The sequence below is a fragment of the Bacillus sp. AR8-1 genome (assembly GCF_008042345.1).
Lineage (GTDB): Bacteria > Bacillota > Bacilli > Bacillales > Bacillaceae_G > Bacillus_A > Bacillus_A cereus.
In genome coordinates this window covers 81,171-99,280 of record NZ_QNUB01000011.1, presented here as the reverse complement: position 1 = coordinate 99,280, position 18,110 = coordinate 81,171, and the positions used below count along the sequence as shown (strand labels likewise).

Genomic DNA, 18,110 nt, shown 5'->3' with positions numbered 1-18,110 from the left:
AAGACTTTCTCCACAGCCTGTAAAGAATCCCCTTTTAAAAGGGGATTCTTCTTATTTAATAAATTTGTCCATCACATCTTTATATTTTGCGAATTTTTCATCTTTCATATCTCTGTTCATTATGAAATATGCTTCTATATAATATTATTTCGTTAAAAACGTACATTTTATTCAAGATAGAAAAGGGATGAATAGTAATCAACCGTTGCTATTCATCCAGCTTCTACTATATAATAGCTATAGTCTACAATAATTGAGTCGTAATATGCGATTTTTTAAGACAATCGGTGAGAAAACGCTGAAATAAGCGGTATTAGTAGGAGGACACAAATGATTACAGTAAGTAACGTTAGTTTGCGTTTCGCGGATCGCAAATTATTTGAAGATGTTAACATAAAATTCACGCCAGGTAACTGCTACGGTTTAATCGGAGCAAACGGTGCTGGTAAATCAACATTTCTAAAGATTTTATCTGGAGAAATTGAACCATCAACAGGTGATATACATATTACGCCAGGTGAGCGTCTAGCAGTATTAAAACAGAACCACTTTGAATATGAAGAGTTCCCAGTATTAGAAACAGTAATTATGGGTCACACGCAACTTTACAAAGTAATGCAAGAGAAAAATGCTATTTACATGAAAGAAGACTTTAGTGATGAAGATGGAATGCGTGCTGCAGAACTTGAAGGTGAGTTCGCTGAGCTTAACGGTTGGGAAGCTGAGTCAGAAGCTGCAATCCTTCTAAAAGGTCTTGGTATTGGTGAAGATCTTCATGACAAAAAATTATCAGAATTGACTGGTGCAGAGAAAGTAAAAGTATTACTTGCTCAAGCATTATTCGGTAAACCTGATATTCTATTACTAGATGAGCCTACCAACCACTTGGACTTAAAAGCGATTCAATGGTTAGAAAACTTCTTAATGAACTTTGAAAATACAGTAATCGTTGTATCCCATGACCGTCACTTCTTAAATAAAGTATGTACGCACATGGCTGATCTTGATTTCGGTAAAATTCAACTTTATGTTGGTAACTATGACTTCTGGTATGAGTCAAGCCAATTAGCTTTAAAATTAACACAAGATGCTAATAAGAAAAAAGAAGAGAAAGTAAAAGAGTTACAAAACTTCATTGCACGCTTTAGCTCAAACGCATCTAAAGCGAAACAAGCAACTTCTCGTAAAAAATTATTAGATAAAATTACATTAGATGATATTAGACCATCATCACGTCGTTACCCATTCGTTGGCTTCACACCTGAGCGTGAAATAGGAAATGACTTATTAACTGTTGAAGGCCTTTCTAAAACAATTGATGGCGAAAAAGTGTTAGATAATGTGTACTTCACTTTAAATAAAGGTGATAAAGTTGCATTTATCGGTCGTAACGATATCGCGATGACAACATTATTTAAAATCCTTATGGGTGAAATGGAGCCAGATAGCGGTTCATTCAAATGGGGTGTTACAACATCTCAATCTTACTTCCCAAGAGATAACTCTAAATACTTTGAGAACAGTGACTATAACTTAGTTGATTGGTTACGCCAATTCTCTCCACAAGATGAGTCAGAAAGCTTCTTACGTGGTTTCTTAGGCCGTATGTTATTCTCAGGTGAAGAAGTTAAGAAGAACGTTTCTGTATTATCTGGAGGCGAAAAAGTTCGTTGTATGTTATCTAAAATGATGTTAAGTGGTGCGAACGTAATCACACTTGACGATCCAACGAACCACTTAGACCTTGAGTCTATCACTGCATTAAACAACGGTTTAATTGCTTTCAAAGGTACAATGTTATTCACATCTCATGACCATCAGTTCGTACAAACAATTGCAAACCGCATTATCGAAGTAACACCAAACGGTGTAATCGATAAAGAGGCAACTTACGATGAGTACTTAGAAAATGAAGAGCTTCAAAAACAAGTAGATGCAATGTACAAAGGTCAATAATATATCATGAAAAAACTCGCTCTTTTTAGAGCGAGTTTTTTTGTCGAGAAAACATAACACCACTGGTGGGGTAAATGAATAATTATTCAAATATAATATTAATGAACATGAGGATTTTTCATGTACGGAAGAGATGTAATGACTTTAAGATTTAGTTGAAGCAGGGGAATGTAAGGTGAGCAATATAATTAAATAACATTATTTTGTCATGTGAAATATGTACCAAAATTGGAGATAGAATAGTTTGCGAATGAGTTTATAAAGGTATATAGTATGGGATGTCATAATTAGTGGATGAATCTTGGGAGAAAACAGGAAATGTTACAAATTTATTTTGTTAAATAGAAACCAAGGTCAAAATGTTTAAAAAGAAATAGTTGAATAAATACTAGCTTCAAATTATAATTACTAATATTCTTCATATAGTTAAATAAAGATAATCTATTTGAAGAAGAAAATTTGAATAGAGAGACAGACTTATAAAAAATAAGCCTTGGATGATTAAAAGAGGTGGAGAAATGAAACAGTTCTTATTAAAGAGCAAAAGTGTGTTAAGCAATCATTTTGGATTCTTTCTGTTTGCCGTTATTTTATTGTGGCTCAAAACGTATGCAGCCTATGTAACGGAATTTAATTTAGGAATTTCAAACACAATCCAAAAATTCTTGCTGTTTTTCAACCCGCTTAGTTCAGCAGTTCTATTTTTAGGACTTGCATTATTTGCAAAAGGGAAACGATCTTATATTTGGTTAATCGTTATCAACTTGTTATTGTCGATTCTTTTATACGCAAACGTAGTATACTATCGCTTTTTCAGTGACTTTATTACGTTCCCGACATTAACACAAACGAATAACTTTGGAGATTTAGGTGGTAGTATTCTTGCGTTGCTACATCTTTATGATCCACTATACTTCCTAGACACGATTATATTAATTGTGTTAGTCGCAACAAAATTCGCAAATCCAAAACCAATTCGTGTTGCGAAGCATAAATTATCTCTAGTATTTGTAGCAGGTATTTTATTATTCAGTGTTAACTTAGGTCTTGCAGAATCCGACCGTCCTGAATTATTAACAAGAACATTCGATAGAAATTATATTGTGAAATATTTAGGGGCATACAACTACACAATTTACGATGGTATTCAAAGTGCGAAAGCATCAACAGAACGAGCATTAGCTGATGGGGATAATATGACAGAAGTAAGAAATTATTTAACATCAACTTATGCAAGTCCAAATCCTGAGTATTTCGGTAAAGGAAAGGGAATGAACGTAATTTATATTCATTTAGAGTCATTCCAAAACTTCTTAATCGATTACAAATTAAATGGTCAAGAAGTTACACCGTTCTTAAACTCATTTACAAAAGATGCGAATACACTATACTTTGATAACTTCTTCCATCAAACAGGACAAGGGAAAACATCTGATGCGGAGTTTATGTTAGAGAATTCAATGTTTGGTTTACCGCAAGGTTCTGTCTTTACAACGAAATCTCATAATACGTATCAATCAGCACCAGCTATTTTAGGACAACAAGGATACACATCAGCAGTATTCCACGGTAACTACAAAACATTCTGGAACCGTGACGATATTTATAAATCATTTGGTTTTAATAAATTCTTTGATGCGTCATACTATGATATGAATGAAAAAGATGTAGTAAACTACGGATTAAAAGATAAACCGTTCTTTAATGAATCTATTCCGTTATTACAAACGTTGAAACAACCGTTCTATACGAAGTTTATTACGTTATCGAACCATTTCCCTTATCCAATCGATAAGGCAGAAGCAACGATTGAACCAGCGACAACAGGCGATTCATCAGTAGATACGTACTTCCAAACAGCACGCTATTTAGATGAATCTGTAAAAGGTTTCATCGATTACTTGAAACAATCTGGTTTATATGATAACTCAATTATCGTTATGTACGGAGACCATTACGGTATTTCAGATAATCATAACGCAGCAATGTCAAAAGTAATGGGTAAAGAAATGAACTCATTTGAAAATGCACAGTTACAACGTGTGCCTTTAATCGTTCGTGTACCAGGAGTGAAAGGTGGCGTACAACATCAATATGGCGGTGAAATTGACGTTCTTCCTACGTTATTACACTTACTAGGTACAGATACGAAAAACTATGTTCAATTCGGTTCAGATTTATTATCACCAGAGCATAAACAAGTCGTTGCGTTCCGTAACGGTAACTACGTAAGCCCAACTGTTACTGCACTGAACGGCAAATACTATGATACAACAACTGGAAAACCTGTAGAATTTACAGATGAAATAAAGAAAAATGAACAAATGGTTCAAAACTCACTAAAATACTCTGACCAAGTCGTAAATGGTGACTTATTACGATTCTACACACCGGAAGGATTCACTCCAGTAGATCGTTCGAAGTATAACTATAACAATCGTGATAAAAACAAAACGAAGGTAAAAACGACTCCGGAAGGGGAAGCTAAATAAATAATAAAAAGCGCTATTCATATGAATAGCGCTTTTTATTTGTAAATATAACATCATTGTTCGACGTATAACTATAACAATCGTGATAAAAACAAAACGAAGGTAAAAACGACTCCGGAAGGGGAAGCTAAATAAATAATAAAAAGCGTATGAATAGCGCTTTTTATTTGTAAATATACCATCATTATTAGACAGAACTAGCTGTTGCTTTTTGTTTTGCCTTTCCGAAGAAAACTACACCGATGATGATAATAATGATAAATGCCCATTTAATGAAAGGGTTACTTTCGAAAAATCCAGCAAACCATTTCTCATCTACAATCATTTTTGCAGCAGTATAAGCTAAAACGGCTGCGCCAATCGTAATGATGACAGGAAAACGATCCACCCATTTTAAAATCAATGTACTGCCCCATACGACTACAGGAATAGAAACTAATAGACCAATGATTACTAAAGAAAAGTTACCATGGGCAGCTCCTGCAACAGCGAGTACATTATCAATGCCCATTAACGCATCAGCGATAATAATGGTTTTAATAGCAGACCAAAATCCTTCTTCGGCTTTAATATCATGATTTTTGCCCTCAGCAATCAACTTGTAAGCGATCCATATAAGAAGTATACCGCCAATTAGGAGTAAACCAGGTATTTTTAATAACCAAACGACAACTAAGGTAGCGAGGGCTCTAATAGCGATTGCCCCGACAGTACCCCATATAATAACTTTTTTTTGTTGGTCTTTCGGTAATCTTCTTGCTGCTAATCCAATTACGATGGCATTATCTCCGGCTAACACTAAATCGATTACAATGATGGCAAGCAAGGCAGACAAATATTCAGATGAGAGAAACTCCATATACATATCACTCCTTATGGTTAATATGTGCTAAAGTGTTGATAATATAAAAAGGGTTGAAATTTTATATTCAATCCATAACTTCTTACTATATTTTGATAAATCTGTTTTAATTTCGTATAAGTCGCTTTTGCAATCTTTTTTGTTTTTCGATTCTTTTTCTTAATTTTCGATTCATCTTTTTAATACGGTTTTCTTTTCTACTATCCCAGTTATCACTTCTGATTTCATTAATAGATGTATCTTCCTTAGCGCGAAAACGCCTTACTTTTTTTACGAAGGAAAGGGGGATGTTGCCGATAACACCTTGTTTTTCTAACGAATCCTCTTTACCTAGACACCAATCAGGATGAGATAATAAATAATCGAAATCAAATATTATCTCGTATTTTTTATCCATATATGTATACCATTCATCTAAAGTACACTTATTTTTTGTATGTAAATATATTGATCCATCAGTCATAGCGCAGCACCAATAGTCAAAATAGCTCCATAGTACCCATTCTTTCGGTACATCTAGTGTTAAAATTACCATTTTTGAATTTGTTCTACCCCAAGCTTTATGATTTCGATTTGGGTAATTATTTGCTTCCCAGACCCAAATAGGATAGTTACCTTCGTAATGAGGCAATCTTGTTTTAGCAACGCGCACCATCCAGTCATATGAATATAAATCGTCTGGATCGATGAATTCTTTATTACCTTCTAAATAACCAAGTTTCTTAAATTGTTTCCAAGCTTCTTCAGTTTGTACTGTATATACGATCATATGGCACCTACTTATTTAAACTAAATTTTAGTATAACATGTGATTTTGAATTTTTATTGATATTAGAGAAGGGGGAATTTGAGTCGAATATACGAGGAGTAATTCCCAAAACGACAAAAAGACTTGATTCCCAGCTAAAGGGAATCAAGTCTTTTCATTACATACGATTATCATGCCAGAAGTTTAATGGGAAATGTTCGTTCTCATTATATGCTTCTAATTCATATCCTTTTTCTTTCAGTCCTTTAATAATTCCAGGTACTGCTTTTACTGATTGTGGATGAATATCATGCATAAGGATAACTTCTGTTGGATTTGTAGCACCATGTAACACGTTCTCTACAATTTTAGCAGATGCAGCATCAACTTGCATTTTGTTGTATTTCCAGTCTAAAGAATCAATTGTCCAATCCCAAACTTTTAAGCCATTTTCTACAACTTTGTTGCGAAGAGCTTCGTTTAATCCTGGCATAGAGCCGTAAGATGGACGAGTTAATACTGGTGATTTACCTAAAACACCAGCGATTAAGCCTTGGTCTTCCTTCATTTCATCTACGTAATGACCTTCTGTGTAAAGTTTCTTGTAGTTATGAGTCATACTGTGCATCCCAACGTAGTGGCCTTCAGCATCTTCGCGTTTTACAAGATCAGGGAAAGCTTTTACGTTTGAACCAATTAGGAAGAATGTTGCTTTTGCATTTTCTTTCTTTAACATATCTAAAAGCTCAGCTGTGTATTTTCCAGGACCATCATCAAATGTTAAATAAGCGACTTTTCTAACTTGCCCGTTATAATGTTTAGGAGCTTCTTTCGGAGCAAGAGATGTTTGAATCTCACTTACAAGTTGAACAGATTTTGCTTCATCCTCTGTACTAGCTAGAGCAGTATGTACTGATCCCAAAGCCGCTTCGTATGTGAATAATACCCCCGCACAAACTAACATAGCCCTTTTTACTAAAGTTGTCATTCGAATTCCATTGTGCATAATTTTCCTTCTCTCTATAAAAGTTCTACTCTACTATATTAGCAATTATAGGTAGGGAAATGCAAAAAAACTTTTTTACAAGTGTAAAAAAGTTTACTCAAAAGTATGCAAGATTTTATATCAATTGCAGTTTTGAAAAATAGGATGAATTTAAACTTTATTATTTAAACTTTCAATCATCAAATTTAAATCTTCTAATAAGGATGCATGCGCTTTTTTAGGAGAACCTGTATCAAAGGGAGGCTGAGGGTCGTATTCTAACATGAGTTGAACTGCTTTGCTTTTTTCATCTCCAAATTCCCAAGCTATTAACTGAAGGGCCATATCAATACCTGCAGATACACCAGCAGCTGTTATAATTTTTTCATGGCGCACGAATCTCTCTTCAGTTGGAATAGCTCCGAGAGAACGAAGTAAGTTAAAACAGCTCCAATGACTAGTAGCATTAACACCATTTAGTAGACCAGTAGCACCTAAGATTAAGGAGCCCGTACATACAGTTGTAGTCCACTTTGTCGTTTTATGTATTTGGAGAATCCAATTAAGAGTTTCTTCATCCTTCATAAGTTGTGTAAAGTTTGGTGGACGACATCCGGGAATAATAAGAATATCTGCTGAAGTAATTTCATTAAAATTGTAATCAGCATGTAAATAGCCCATTTTCGAATCTAATTTTATTAATCCCTTCGTTTTAGCAACAAATTTTATGTTGTTGTTGCTTTCTGCAGCAAATACTTCGTATGGACCAATAGCATCTAATGCAGTAATTCCATCATAGAGCATAATAACGATTTCCATTAAAACCTCTCCTTTATTTGTTACGAATTGAATCTAGTAACGATAAGGAAGATAAAATTATTGAATATTCTTTTATCGTTACTTTAAATATACTATACCCCTAATGTGTATCGCTTAGTGCAACTGTGTCAAAGGTGTGACGAAATCTATGAATAGGTTCATTTATTTTGAAAAGATGTATTCACTTATTTAATGGGTAAAAGTTTAATTTACTTGGAATTTCTATTAAAAACGATATGCAACTTTCACAGAAAGAAGAAATGAAAAATATAGTACTTAGGCTAAAGTCTTAAAACGAAAGGAGACTAATCATACTTTCGTATCATTTCATTTTCGTTCCAATTATTGATTCGAATATTTTTGTTTTTTATTAAAATATTGGTAAAGAAACAATTACATGAAAAAAGGAGTGGGAATATGGATAATTATATTTGCACTACATGTGGAGTACAGTATCCCGAAAATGAAGAAGCACCTTCTCGCTGTAAAATTTGTAATGAGGAAAGACAATATGTTAATCCAATTGGGCAGTCATGGACAACATTAGAAACGATGCAAAATAGCAATTTATACAAAAACGAAATAATAAAAGAAGAAAGCGGTTTGTATAGCATTACTACTAAACCTAAATTTGCGATTGGACAAACAGCATTTTTAATACAAAGTAAAACTCTAAATGTTATGTGGGATTGCATTAGTTATTTAGATGATAAAACGATACAACGTATATATGATTTAGGTGGTATTCAAGCAATAGCACTTTCTCATCCACATTATTACTCTACACAAGTTAAATGGGCGGAAACATTCAATGTACCTATTTATATTCATGAAGATGATAAAGAGTGGGTGGTTCGTCCGAGTAAGCAAATTAAATTTTGGTCTGGGGAGCATCTGATATTATCGGAAGAACTTACATTGCATCGCTTAGGAGGCCATTTTAAGGGGGGAACTGTTATACATTGGAAAGACGGTAATGAAGGGAAAGGCATTTTGTTATCAGGTGATATTATACAAGTAGTTTCGGATCGAAAATGGGTAAGTTTTATGTATAGTTATCCCAATCTCATTCCATTACCAGCGAATAAAGTTAGAGATATGGCAGAGAAGGTAAAAGATATCCAATTTAGTCGACTATATAATGCATTTCATGGTGTGGTGGAAGATGCGAATAAAGCTGTACAAAGATCTGCTGATCGGTATATAAAGGCCCTGCAAGGAGAACTATTTCATACGTAATAGCTTGTAATTCATCTCTACATTTATATAACTAATTTTATATGAATTTTATACTAAAGTCCTATTGTTTATTAACTAATAGGTCTTTTAACTTAGGAAGTTTACACTAATGAGGGATGTTAAAGGGAATATATGTAACCTATACTAATTACTATAAAGCTTTGGAAAATGAAAAGGAGGAGATTTGCATGAAGAATTGGGTTCAATTTAGAATTGCAAGACCAACAGATAAATTTGAAGAAGTGATAAATTTTTATGAAACAGGATTAGGTTTAAAACGTATAGGGGAATTTCACAATCATGAAGGATATGATGGGGTTATGTTTGGCTTACCAGATGAAGAGTATCATTTGGAGTTTACTACACATGTTAATGGAAGTCCATGTCCGGCACCGACAAAAGATAATTTACTAGTTTTTTATATGCCTAATAAAGATGAAATTGAAAAGATAGTGAATCGATTAAGTAATATGGGCTATCATGAGGTGGAACCAGAAAACCCGTATTGGATAGAGAAAGGAACCACAATAGAGGATCCAGATGGTTGGAGAATTGTGCTTATGAATGCATCTGAATAAAGAAACTATTTTCATATGAAATAGAGTGTAACAAAATAATTTAGACATAAATCCCTACAGTGTTTGTAGGGATTTTTATATAAGAAGATCTTATTGAGAGAGTTATTAAAATGTAGAAAGTATTTTGGCTAAGAACAAATGTAATAAACATAATTTATGAAGGAGGTATAAAAGTATGATAGTAAACCATTTTGAAGAGTTTTCTAAACATGTTGGAAATACACCTCTCATGAAATTAAAATGCGAAGAAACGAAGGATCTTTCTATCTATGCTAAATGTGAATGGCATAACCCTACAGGGTCAATTAAGGATAGGGCAGCACTTGGAATGATTAATAAATATTTACAAGAAGCGGACAAAAAACAAAATATTTTAGAGTATAGTGGTGGAAGCTTAGCGAGGTCAATTGGGTGTATTTGTAATTATTTAGGGATTCAATGCACGTTAGTTTTAAGTTCTGGAACCGGTAAATCTCTATTAAATGAACTTGATCGTTATGGTGCTAACGTAATCTTAGTTGATAAATGTAAAGGGTTCTACGCAGTAATTGAGAAAACAATAGAGATTAGCAAACAAAAGCCAGAATTATACTTTTTATTCCAACATTATAATAATGCAAATCTAGTAAGTCATATAGAAGGTACAGGGCGAGAAATTATTGCACAAATGAATGGAAAACCAATACATGCATGGGTAGCATCTGCTGGTACTGGTGGGACTCTAATGGGAGTCTATACAGCAATAAAGAATTATACAAAAAATGTTGAACTACATTTAGTAATGCCTGCTGAATTGCCTTATGGTTCGGAACAACCACCAAATGATTTAAAGAAATATGCTGGATCAGGTGGGTTCGGCTTAGGAAGGAAACAATATTTCATAGAACAGGAAGAAAATTTGATAGAAAAACAATGGACTTATTCATATGAAGATACCCTGTATGAAATGGCACGTTTTTACAAAGATACTGGTATAAAAATAGGAACTTCTGCGGCAGCGAATTTATTAGCAGCTAAACAAATTGGGAAAGAAAAAGGTGCGAATTTTAATGTAGTTACAGTTTTTCCGGACGCAGGGTCAATAGAAGAGTGGTCAGATGTAAAAAATTTAGTTGAAAAAATAGGTGATTGAGAGGACCATTAATAGTTCTTTCGTAGTTTATATCTTATTCTACGCAAAATTGATACCATCAAAAAACTGTATGTTTAACATGTACAGTTTTTTAATGGTATAGCTGTGCAATGTTTAGAAATTTCACATACCGTATTTTAAAAATAAATATAGGAAAAACAAAAAGTAATGTAGAATATATCGTACATACATATATACAGTCAACATAAAAGATAAAGAGGTGGGTATATGTTACTTGAAGAAGTAATCCAGCAACTAGAGGAATATGGAACAGAACAAAATCGAAAAACGTATAAAAACCACGGAGCGAAAGAGCCATTATTCGGAGTTAGTTTTGCGAATCTAAAATTGTTAAAAAAGAAAATAAAAAAAGATCACGATTTAGCAGTTGAATTGTGGGAAACAAAAAATATGGACGCGATGACATTAGCAACTTATATTTTAGACCCGAAGAATATAACAGCAGAACAGCTTAATAGTTGGGTTCAGGATGTTGATTATTACTGTTTAATGGATGTTTTTATGACATCTATATGTACTTCGCCAATTGCAATAGAAAGAATGAAAGAGTGGACAAAGTCTAATGATGAATGGATTGGAAGAGCTGGCTGGTCTTTATTAGCAAATATATCGATTAAAAATAAAGCGTTACATGATGATTTCTTCTCTCCATACTTAGAAGAGATTAAAGAAAATATACATAATGAAAAAAATAGAAAAAAAGAAGCGATGAATAGTGCTTTAATCGCAATAGGAATTCGTAATGAAGACTTAGAGCGACAAGCGATTGAAATTGCACGTGAAATTGGAAAAGTAGAGGTTGATCACGGTACAACATCATGTAAAACACCAGATGCAGAAAGCTATATAAAAAAAGCGAGAGAAAGAGCTGAAAAAAAGAAAATGAAATAAGAAAAGAGGAACGGCTATGAAACCCATTGAAGCAGCACAAAGCATAATTACATCACAATTTCCGAATTGTGATGTAGCTTTACTCGGTGGAAGCGTTGCACGAGGAGAAGCGACAAAAACATCTGATCTTGATATTGTAATAGTTGACCAAAGTTTAACTTCTTGTTATAGAGAATCTTTCTATAGTAATGGATGGCCTGTTGAGGTGTTTGTTCATAATTTTACAACATATAAAACCTTTTTCAAAATGGATTGTGATCGAGGGAGACCGTCGTTACCACAATTAGTTTCAGAAGGGGTTGCATTAAAAGGGGAAAAGGAAATTGTTGAGAAATTAAAAAAAGAAGCGAATGATTTACTACATAAAGGACCAGCTAAATGGACCGAAGAAACGATTAAGCAGAAGCGATATTTTATTACGGATATTTTAGATGACTTTATTGGTGCAACAAAAAGAGAAGAAGAATTGTTTATCGCTAATTTATTAGCGGATTTAGTACATGAATATGTATTAAGAGTAAATGGTAGGTGGCTTGGGAGTTCAAAATGGTTTATTAGAGTGCTAAGAAGATATGATGGGCAATATGCAAACAAATTTGTAGCGGCTTTTGATCATTTTTATAAAACGGGAGAGAAAAATGAATTAATTCATTTTATAGAAAAGACGTTAGAACAGTATGGTGGAAGAGTGTTCGAAGGATTTTCTATTGGTAAATAAAAAGAGGAGAGAAAAATGAATGTACCATATGTTCAATTAAGAGAATTGACACTAGATGATGTAGAAGATCGCTATCAATGGTCATTAGATAGAGATGTAACAAAGCATTTAGTCGTACCAGATCAACATCCTCCGTTCACTCGTGGAGATACGAGAAACTGGGTTGAAGCTTGTATAAGCCGAAAAAATGGTTATGAACAAAGGGCGATCGTTACTGAGAAAGGTATACATATTGGATGGGTAGACCTTAAAAATTTTGATAAAACAAATAAAAATGCTGAACTAGGAATTGCGATTGGAAATAAAGACTATTGGGGGAAAGGATTTGGAATGGCAGCTCTAAACAGCATGTTACAAATAGGTTTTTCCCAGTTTGAATTGGAGAAAATTTGGTTACGTGTAGATGAAGATAATACACAAGCTAAAAAGAGTTATGAAAATGCTGGATTTGTATGCGAAGGGTTAATGAGAAATGATCGATTGAGACAGGGGAAGTTCATTCATCGCTATCGTTACAGTATATTAAAAGAAGAGTATGAATCAAAAAATAATAACCTATAAAAATATTATGTCAATTAAAAAGGGGAAGATAAAATGATTCGATTACTTACAAAAGCGGATGCAAAACAATATTGGGAGTTACGTTTACAAGCACTACAAGTAAATCCAGAAGCATTTGTAACGACTTATGAAGAAGCAGTACGTCAAGAAAACCCTCTTGAACGCGTTGCTAGTAATCTTTCATCCAACAGTAGTTTTACATTTGGTGCTTTTAATAATGAAAATCGTTTAGTTGGGGTTGTTACTTTATTAACAGAAGAAAAGGACGCATATAAGCATAAAGGGCATATCGTTGCAATGTATGTAGATACTGAAAATCGAAGAAGTGGTCTTGCACGTGATTTAATACGTAAAGCAATTGAAAGGGCAAAAGAGATGAAGCTAGAGCAATTGAACTTAGGGGTTGTGTCAACGAACGAACCAGCCAAACGATTATATGAATCAATGGGATTTAAAACGTACGGAATTGAAAAAAGGGCTATAAAAATGAATGGTGTGTATAGTGATGATGAACATATGGTGTTGTTCTTTTAAGAGATGAAGTTTTGTATGAAAAAGGGGAAAATGCGACTATAAGATGGGGAGTTTGGCATATAGCAGATCATAATCGGTATCATCAAGCACATATAAGTCGATTGAGGAAATTATATAGAGAATATAAACTACATATTCTTTAATTTTTGAATGAACAAACGCCCCTAAATAATAATTAAAGGAGGCGTTTATTTTTATTTGTTTGCTTTTCTTCCCAAGCTATCATTAAATTTTTATGATAATCTTTTGGTTTTTCAATAGAAAACCAGTAAATTGAATGTGCAATAGTTGGTAGCCATCTTTTATGGCGGATTCGTATATTTTCATGGTGAGTATAGTGGGGCGAGATTAAGGTAGATTTTGACCCTTGAAAATTTTGGTATGTAATATCCTTGATTTCATACCAATACACTTTATTCCCATGCAAATCTACTACAATTCCTTCATCATCCCAATAGGAACCTATATCGTTTGCATGTGTTTTCCATAAGGAGAAAAATATTGAAATAATTCCTAGTAAATCAAATTCTTCCATTAAAGATAAAACACTTATTAGAAGGAAAACAACTCCGAAAGAAAGTACAAATAAAATAGATTGTATAGAGGCTCTGTATATTTTCAGTGTTATCACATCCATAGAAGTAACTTATTTTTAAAATTATTTCTGTTTAATGTTTTTATATTAAGTATAATAAATGAATGTATTATTATCCTTTTCATTGCAAGTGAATGGAAAGTGAAATGTAAGTTTGTATGTAGATTTTTCATCGCGTATACTAAAATATATGTTATAGAGATTAAAAATTAAATACAAGGGGTTTTACAATGAAAGCAATTGTTATAGGGATACTGGCATCATTTTTCTTTGCCTTTACCTTTGTTTTAAACCGGGCAATGGACTTAGAAGGTGGAAGCTGGATTTGGAGTGCATCATTACGGTATTATTTTATGGTTCCAATGCTATTACTTATTGTTATGTATAGAGGGAACTTAAAGCAACTCTTTCAATATATGAAAAACAATCCGAAAGAATGGTTAGTATGGAGTATCGTTGGATTTGGTCTCTTTTATGCACCGCTTAGTTTTGCTGGAGCGTTCGGACCAGGTTGGCTCGTTGCATCAACATGGCAAATTACAATCGTTGCAGGGATTTTGTTAACACCATTTTTTGCGGTGGATCCACTACATAAAAAACTTCCGATGAAGGAATTAGTTATGTCGGGCATTATTTTATTCGGTGTTGTTCTCATGCAAGTAGAACATGCTTCTTCATTAGGTATTCGTGAAACCGTTTTATGTGTAGTTCCTGTACTTATTGCAGCATTTGCGTATCCTCTTGGAAATCGAAAAATGATGCAAGTTTGTAAAGGGGAATTAGATGTATTTCAGCGAGTACTCGGTATGACATTAGCAAGTTTACCATTTTGGTTTTTATTATCTGGTTACGAAGTATCAACTGGCGGATTACCGTCAAGTAACCAAGTTTTTCAATGTTTTATTGTAGCAGTTAGTTCTGGGTTAATCGCGACAATATTATTTTTCTTTGCAACAGATCTTGTGAAAGATGATCCACAAAAACTAGCAACAGTGGAAGCGACGCAGTCTGGTGAAGTTTTATTTGCGCTAGTAGGAGAGCTGATATGGTTATCTGCACCAATTCCGTCATCTTTATCTTGGGTTGGTATGAGTCTCGTTATTATTGGAATGATACTTCATAGTTATGTGGCTGTCGTTGTAAAAAAAGAAGAAAAAATAACGGCGTAATGAGATTAGCTCTTTTTATTAAGAGTTAGTCTTTTTTCATAGAAAGGGATGAAAATATGAATTTACAGCGTGTTGAACAAATTGAAAAAGATTCAATATTAAATGTGCTACAATATGCCGTCGGTCCAAATGAAATAAGCTTAAAGAAGGCAGTAATATTTTATCAAAGTAATAAAGGGACTTTGATAAAATATGAAGAAAAAGCTTGTATAGGTATTGAAGTAATCGGAGCAACTAAAGCACGAGTATGTCATATAGCAGTGGCTTCAGATTATCGTCAAAAAGGAATTGCACTGCAAATGATTAAAGAAGTGGTAAGGATATATCAATTGACTTATATAGAAGCAGAGACAGATGATGGGGCGGTAGAATTTTATAAAAGAATTGGTTTTCAAGTTAAAAGTTTAGGAGAAAAATATACGGGAATCGAAAGATTTCATTGTTATTTGGAAAAATATGCATATGGAGTATAGCTTGAAAAAATAAGATTTACATTTTTCTTCATTTGAAAAAACTCTCGCTCATCATTATCTACGATTTTAATAGAGTTTTGAGGCTTCAGTACACCCATATATATATTTTTGTAGTAATGAATATGATTAAGTTAAAAATTAAGAAAAATATGATAATATATTTATGTAAAAGTTTAAATTTACGTGGCTAGTGAGGGAACCAATATGAAAATGAATGAAATAGTAGCAAGCACACAATTTCCAAATACAATCGAAACAATAACAAAAGATTTAAAAGCATTAGGAATCGAAAAAGGAATGACAATTATCGTTCATTCATCACTAAGTTCTATCGGATGGATATCTGGTGGTGCGGTTGCTGTAGTAGAAGCATTAATGAAAGTTGTTACGGAAGAAGGAACGATAATAATGCCAACGCAATCTTCGGATTTGTCTGATCCGAAACATTGGTCAAGACCACCTGTACCGGAAGACTGGTGGCAAATTATCCGAGATAACGTCCCTGCATTTGATTCACGTATAACCCCAACAAGGGGAATGGGTGAAATAGTTGAATGTTTTCGTACATATCCGAATGTAGTACGTAGTAATCATCCGTTAGGAAGTTTTGCTGCATGGGGAAAACATGCAGTAGAAATAACAATGAACCATTCATTATCAATGAGCTTTGGAGAAGAATCTCCATTAAGAAAAATATACGATTTAGACGGGTACGTATTATTAATTGGTGTTGGATATGATTCAAATACGTCTGTTCATTTATCCGAGGTGCGTACTGGTGCATGTGAGTTAATACAAGTAGGAGCACCTATTATAGAAAACGGTGAAAGAGTGTGGAAAGAGTTTGTTGAAATGGATTACGAATCTGAGAAGTTTGTAGAAATTGGTGTTGAGTTTGAGCGAAAAGGAACTGTAAAAAATGGGAAGATAGGGAATGCAACGTGTCGTCTAATGAAACAGCGTGATATAGTTGACTTTGGAACAGAATGGTTTCGTAAGAAAAATTAGTAAGGGATGGTTACAATGAAAGGGAAAAAGGTATTAATTACGAGCGGTGGTTGTCTAGAAAAATGGGATCAAGTACGCGGGCATACGAATATGGCTAAAGGTACAATCGGAAGGATAATCGCAGAAGAACTTCTAGCTAAAGGGGCACATGTTATATATTTACACGGTTATTTTGCGGAGAAACCGAGCGATGTACATAGAGGGTTAGAATTACATCCATTTGAAGGGATTGTTGATTTACAAGATAAAATGAAAAGTATCATCACACATGAAAAGGTTGATGCGGTTATTATGGCAGCGGCTGGATCAGATTGGATTGTGGAGAAGATCTGTGATCAAGATGGTAATGTTCTTAATATGAACGGAAAAATTTCAAGTGATATTGCACCGATTATTCACTTTCAAAAGGCTCCAAAAGTATTAAAACAAATAAAAGAATGGGACCCAGAAACAGTACTTATTGGTTTTAAACTTGAAAGTGATTTAAATGAAGAAGAACTGTTTGAAAGAGCGAAAAATAGAATGAAAGAAGCAAGGGCGAATGTAATGATTGCGAATTCACCACATTCTTTATATTCGCGCGGAGCTGTGCATTATGTAATTGGACAAGATGGTAAAGGGAAGTTGTGTAATGGGAAAGATGAAACAGCGAAAGAAATTGTCAAAAGCTTAGAGGTATTATGTAATCGTGTCACTGCTTTTTAAAATTAAGTTTTTAGATAAGAATGAATCCGCATAGTAATAAGTAAGCGAAACTTTAATTGGTGGGAATTTTACTTTTACACGAATGTGAAGCGTATATCAATCAAGAGCTATACACAGAATAATTGGTGAGGAGTGGATTCTATGGAACATTTATTAAAGCAAGCTATTAAACTTAGAAACGAAAAGAAATATGCGCAGTCTAAAGAGATGCTTATAGGATTAACAAACTTTACAAAGGATGCAGAAGTACTGTATCAGTGTGCGTGGATACATGATGTAATGGGGCTAGAAACAGAAGCAGTTCCGTATTATGAGCAGGCAATCGCAAATGGACTTGATGGCGAATCCCTTTGCGGTGCTTATATTGGTCTAGGAAGTACATATCGTTGTATAGGGGAATATGAAAAGGCAATTACAGTATTAGAAGCTGGGGTGAAAAAATTCCCAGAGAACGATCCGATGAAAGTATTTTTATCATTAGCAAAATATAACGTAAACGATCACGAGTCAGCGATGAAATTATTACTTGAAACTGTCGTGAAAGTAGAGGAAGTAAAAGAATTTGAACGTGCCATTTCATTTTATAAAGACCACTTAAATGAGGTTTTTAAATAAAGGAGTGAA

19 protein-coding genes and 1 pseudogene are annotated in these 18,110 nt (G+C 33.8%); 15 read left to right on the top strand and 5 right to left on the bottom strand.

The genetic code is table 11. The annotated features are described in order from the left end of the window. Positions 1-330 precede the first annotated feature (330 nt). A complete protein-coding gene (locus DN400_RS07995) occupies positions 331-1,956 on the top strand; it encodes an ABC-F family ATP-binding cassette domain-containing protein (RefSeq protein ID WP_000633860.1) in 1,626 nt (541 codons plus the stop codon). A 518-nt stretch (positions 1,957-2,474) separates the two neighbouring features. Continuing rightward, entirely contained in the window at positions 2,475-4,448 is a 1,974-nt protein-coding gene (gene ltaS / locus DN400_RS07990; protein WP_029442622.1) for a lipoteichoic acid synthase, read from the top strand. 187 nt (positions 4,449-4,635) lie between these two features. On the opposite strand, the gene DN400_RS07985 is transcribed toward ltaS, so the two are convergent. From DN400_RS07985 to DN400_RS07970, 4 genes are all read right to left on the bottom strand, one after another. Further along, complete coding sequence (locus tag DN400_RS07985) at positions 4,636-5,307, bottom strand: TerC family protein (protein ID WP_098255485.1); 672 nt, start codon at positions 5,305-5,307, stop codon at positions 4,636-4,638. A gap of 109 nt (positions 5,308-5,416) precedes the next feature. Beyond that, positions 5,417-6,079 (bottom strand): DUF3841 domain-containing protein, encoded by a 663-nt coding sequence (locus DN400_RS07980; protein WP_098014861.1) that lies wholly within the window; start codon positions 6,077-6,079, stop codon positions 5,417-5,419. A gap of 157 nt (positions 6,080-6,236) precedes the next feature. Further along, positions 6,237-7,064, bottom strand: coding sequence for a peptidoglycan-N-acetylglucosamine deacetylase (locus tag DN400_RS07975; RefSeq protein WP_000551449.1), 828 nt, complete (start codon positions 7,062-7,064; stop codon positions 6,237-6,239). A gap of 150 nt (positions 7,065-7,214) precedes the next feature. Next, entirely contained in the window at positions 7,215-7,862 is a 648-nt protein-coding gene (locus tag DN400_RS07970) for a DJ-1/PfpI family protein (protein ID WP_000407025.1), read from the bottom strand. A gap of 417 nt (positions 7,863-8,279) precedes the next feature. Between DN400_RS07970 and DN400_RS07965 the strand changes: the two genes are divergently transcribed. From DN400_RS07965 to DN400_RS07930, 8 genes and pseudogenes are all read left to right on the top strand, one after another. After that, positions 8,280-9,101: an MBL fold metallo-hydrolase gene (locus DN400_RS07965; RefSeq protein WP_000371021.1), complete on the top strand. Its 822-nt coding sequence runs from the start codon at positions 8,280-8,282 to the stop codon at positions 9,099-9,101. A gap of 188 nt (positions 9,102-9,289) precedes the next feature. Further along, entirely contained in the window at positions 9,290-9,679 is a 390-nt protein-coding gene (locus DN400_RS07960; protein ID WP_000800663.1) for a VOC family protein, read from the top strand. Positions 9,680-9,854: 175 nt separating this feature from the next. Continuing rightward, positions 9,855-10,811, top strand: a complete 957-nt coding sequence (locus DN400_RS07955; protein WP_071714202.1) for a PLP-dependent cysteine synthase family protein — start codon at positions 9,855-9,857, stop codon at positions 10,809-10,811. A gap of 228 nt (positions 10,812-11,039) precedes the next feature. Further along, positions 11,040-11,723: a DNA alkylation repair protein gene (locus DN400_RS07950; RefSeq protein ID WP_071714203.1), complete on the top strand. Its 684-nt coding sequence runs from the start codon at positions 11,040-11,042 to the stop codon at positions 11,721-11,723. 16 nt (positions 11,724-11,739) lie between these two features. Further along, positions 11,740-12,441, top strand: a complete 702-nt coding sequence (locus DN400_RS07945; protein WP_071714204.1) for a nucleotidyltransferase domain-containing protein — start codon at positions 11,740-11,742, stop codon at positions 12,439-12,441. 15 nt (positions 12,442-12,456) lie between these two features. Next, positions 12,457-13,002: a GNAT family N-acetyltransferase gene (locus tag DN400_RS07940; protein WP_071714205.1), complete on the top strand. Its 546-nt coding sequence runs from the start codon at positions 12,457-12,459 to the stop codon at positions 13,000-13,002. A 33-nt stretch (positions 13,003-13,035) separates the two neighbouring features. Next, complete coding sequence (locus tag DN400_RS07935; protein WP_000620322.1) at positions 13,036-13,536, top strand: GNAT family N-acetyltransferase; 501 nt, start codon at positions 13,036-13,038, stop codon at positions 13,534-13,536. Beyond that, a pseudogene (locus tag DN400_RS07930) lies at positions 13,533-13,679 on the top strand (DinB family protein); the annotation flags it as partial. The gene DN400_RS07935 and the pseudogene DN400_RS07930, both read left to right, overlap by 4 nt. A gap of 32 nt (positions 13,680-13,711) precedes the next feature. Here DN400_RS07930 and DN400_RS07925 read toward each other — a convergent pair. Next, the gene (locus DN400_RS07925) at positions 13,712-14,071 is read right to left on the bottom strand and encodes a hypothetical protein (RefSeq protein WP_255477899.1); all 360 of its coding nucleotides are present in this window, start codon (positions 14,069-14,071) and stop codon (positions 13,712-13,714) included. Between the two features lie 290 nt (positions 14,072-14,361). On the opposite strand from DN400_RS07925, the gene DN400_RS07920 reads away from it, so the two are divergent. The 5 genes from DN400_RS07920 to DN400_RS07900 all read left to right on the top strand — a co-directional run bounded on the left by DN400_RS07920 (position 14,362) and on the right by DN400_RS07900 (position 18,101). Then, positions 14,362-15,300, top strand: a complete 939-nt coding sequence (locus DN400_RS07920) for a DMT family transporter (protein WP_000644593.1) — start codon at positions 14,362-14,364, stop codon at positions 15,298-15,300. Positions 15,301-15,356: 56 nt separating this feature from the next. Then, positions 15,357-15,773, top strand: coding sequence for a GNAT family N-acetyltransferase (locus DN400_RS07915; RefSeq protein ID WP_147801625.1), 417 nt, complete (start codon positions 15,357-15,359; stop codon positions 15,771-15,773). 204 nt (positions 15,774-15,977) lie between these two features. Next, positions 15,978-16,781, top strand: a complete 804-nt coding sequence (locus DN400_RS07910; protein WP_000783341.1) for an AAC(3) family N-acetyltransferase — start codon at positions 15,978-15,980, stop codon at positions 16,779-16,781. A 15-nt stretch (positions 16,782-16,796) separates the two neighbouring features. Continuing rightward, complete coding sequence (locus tag DN400_RS07905) at positions 16,797-17,486, top strand: phosphopantothenoylcysteine decarboxylase domain-containing protein (protein WP_000676727.1); 690 nt, start codon at positions 16,797-16,799, stop codon at positions 17,484-17,486. A 141-nt stretch (positions 17,487-17,627) separates the two neighbouring features. Next, on the top strand, positions 17,628-18,101 hold the full coding sequence (locus DN400_RS07900; protein ID WP_000400637.1) for a tetratricopeptide repeat protein: 474 nt from the start codon (positions 17,628-17,630) through the stop codon (positions 18,099-18,101). The last annotated feature ends 9 nt before the right edge of the window (positions 18,102-18,110 follow it).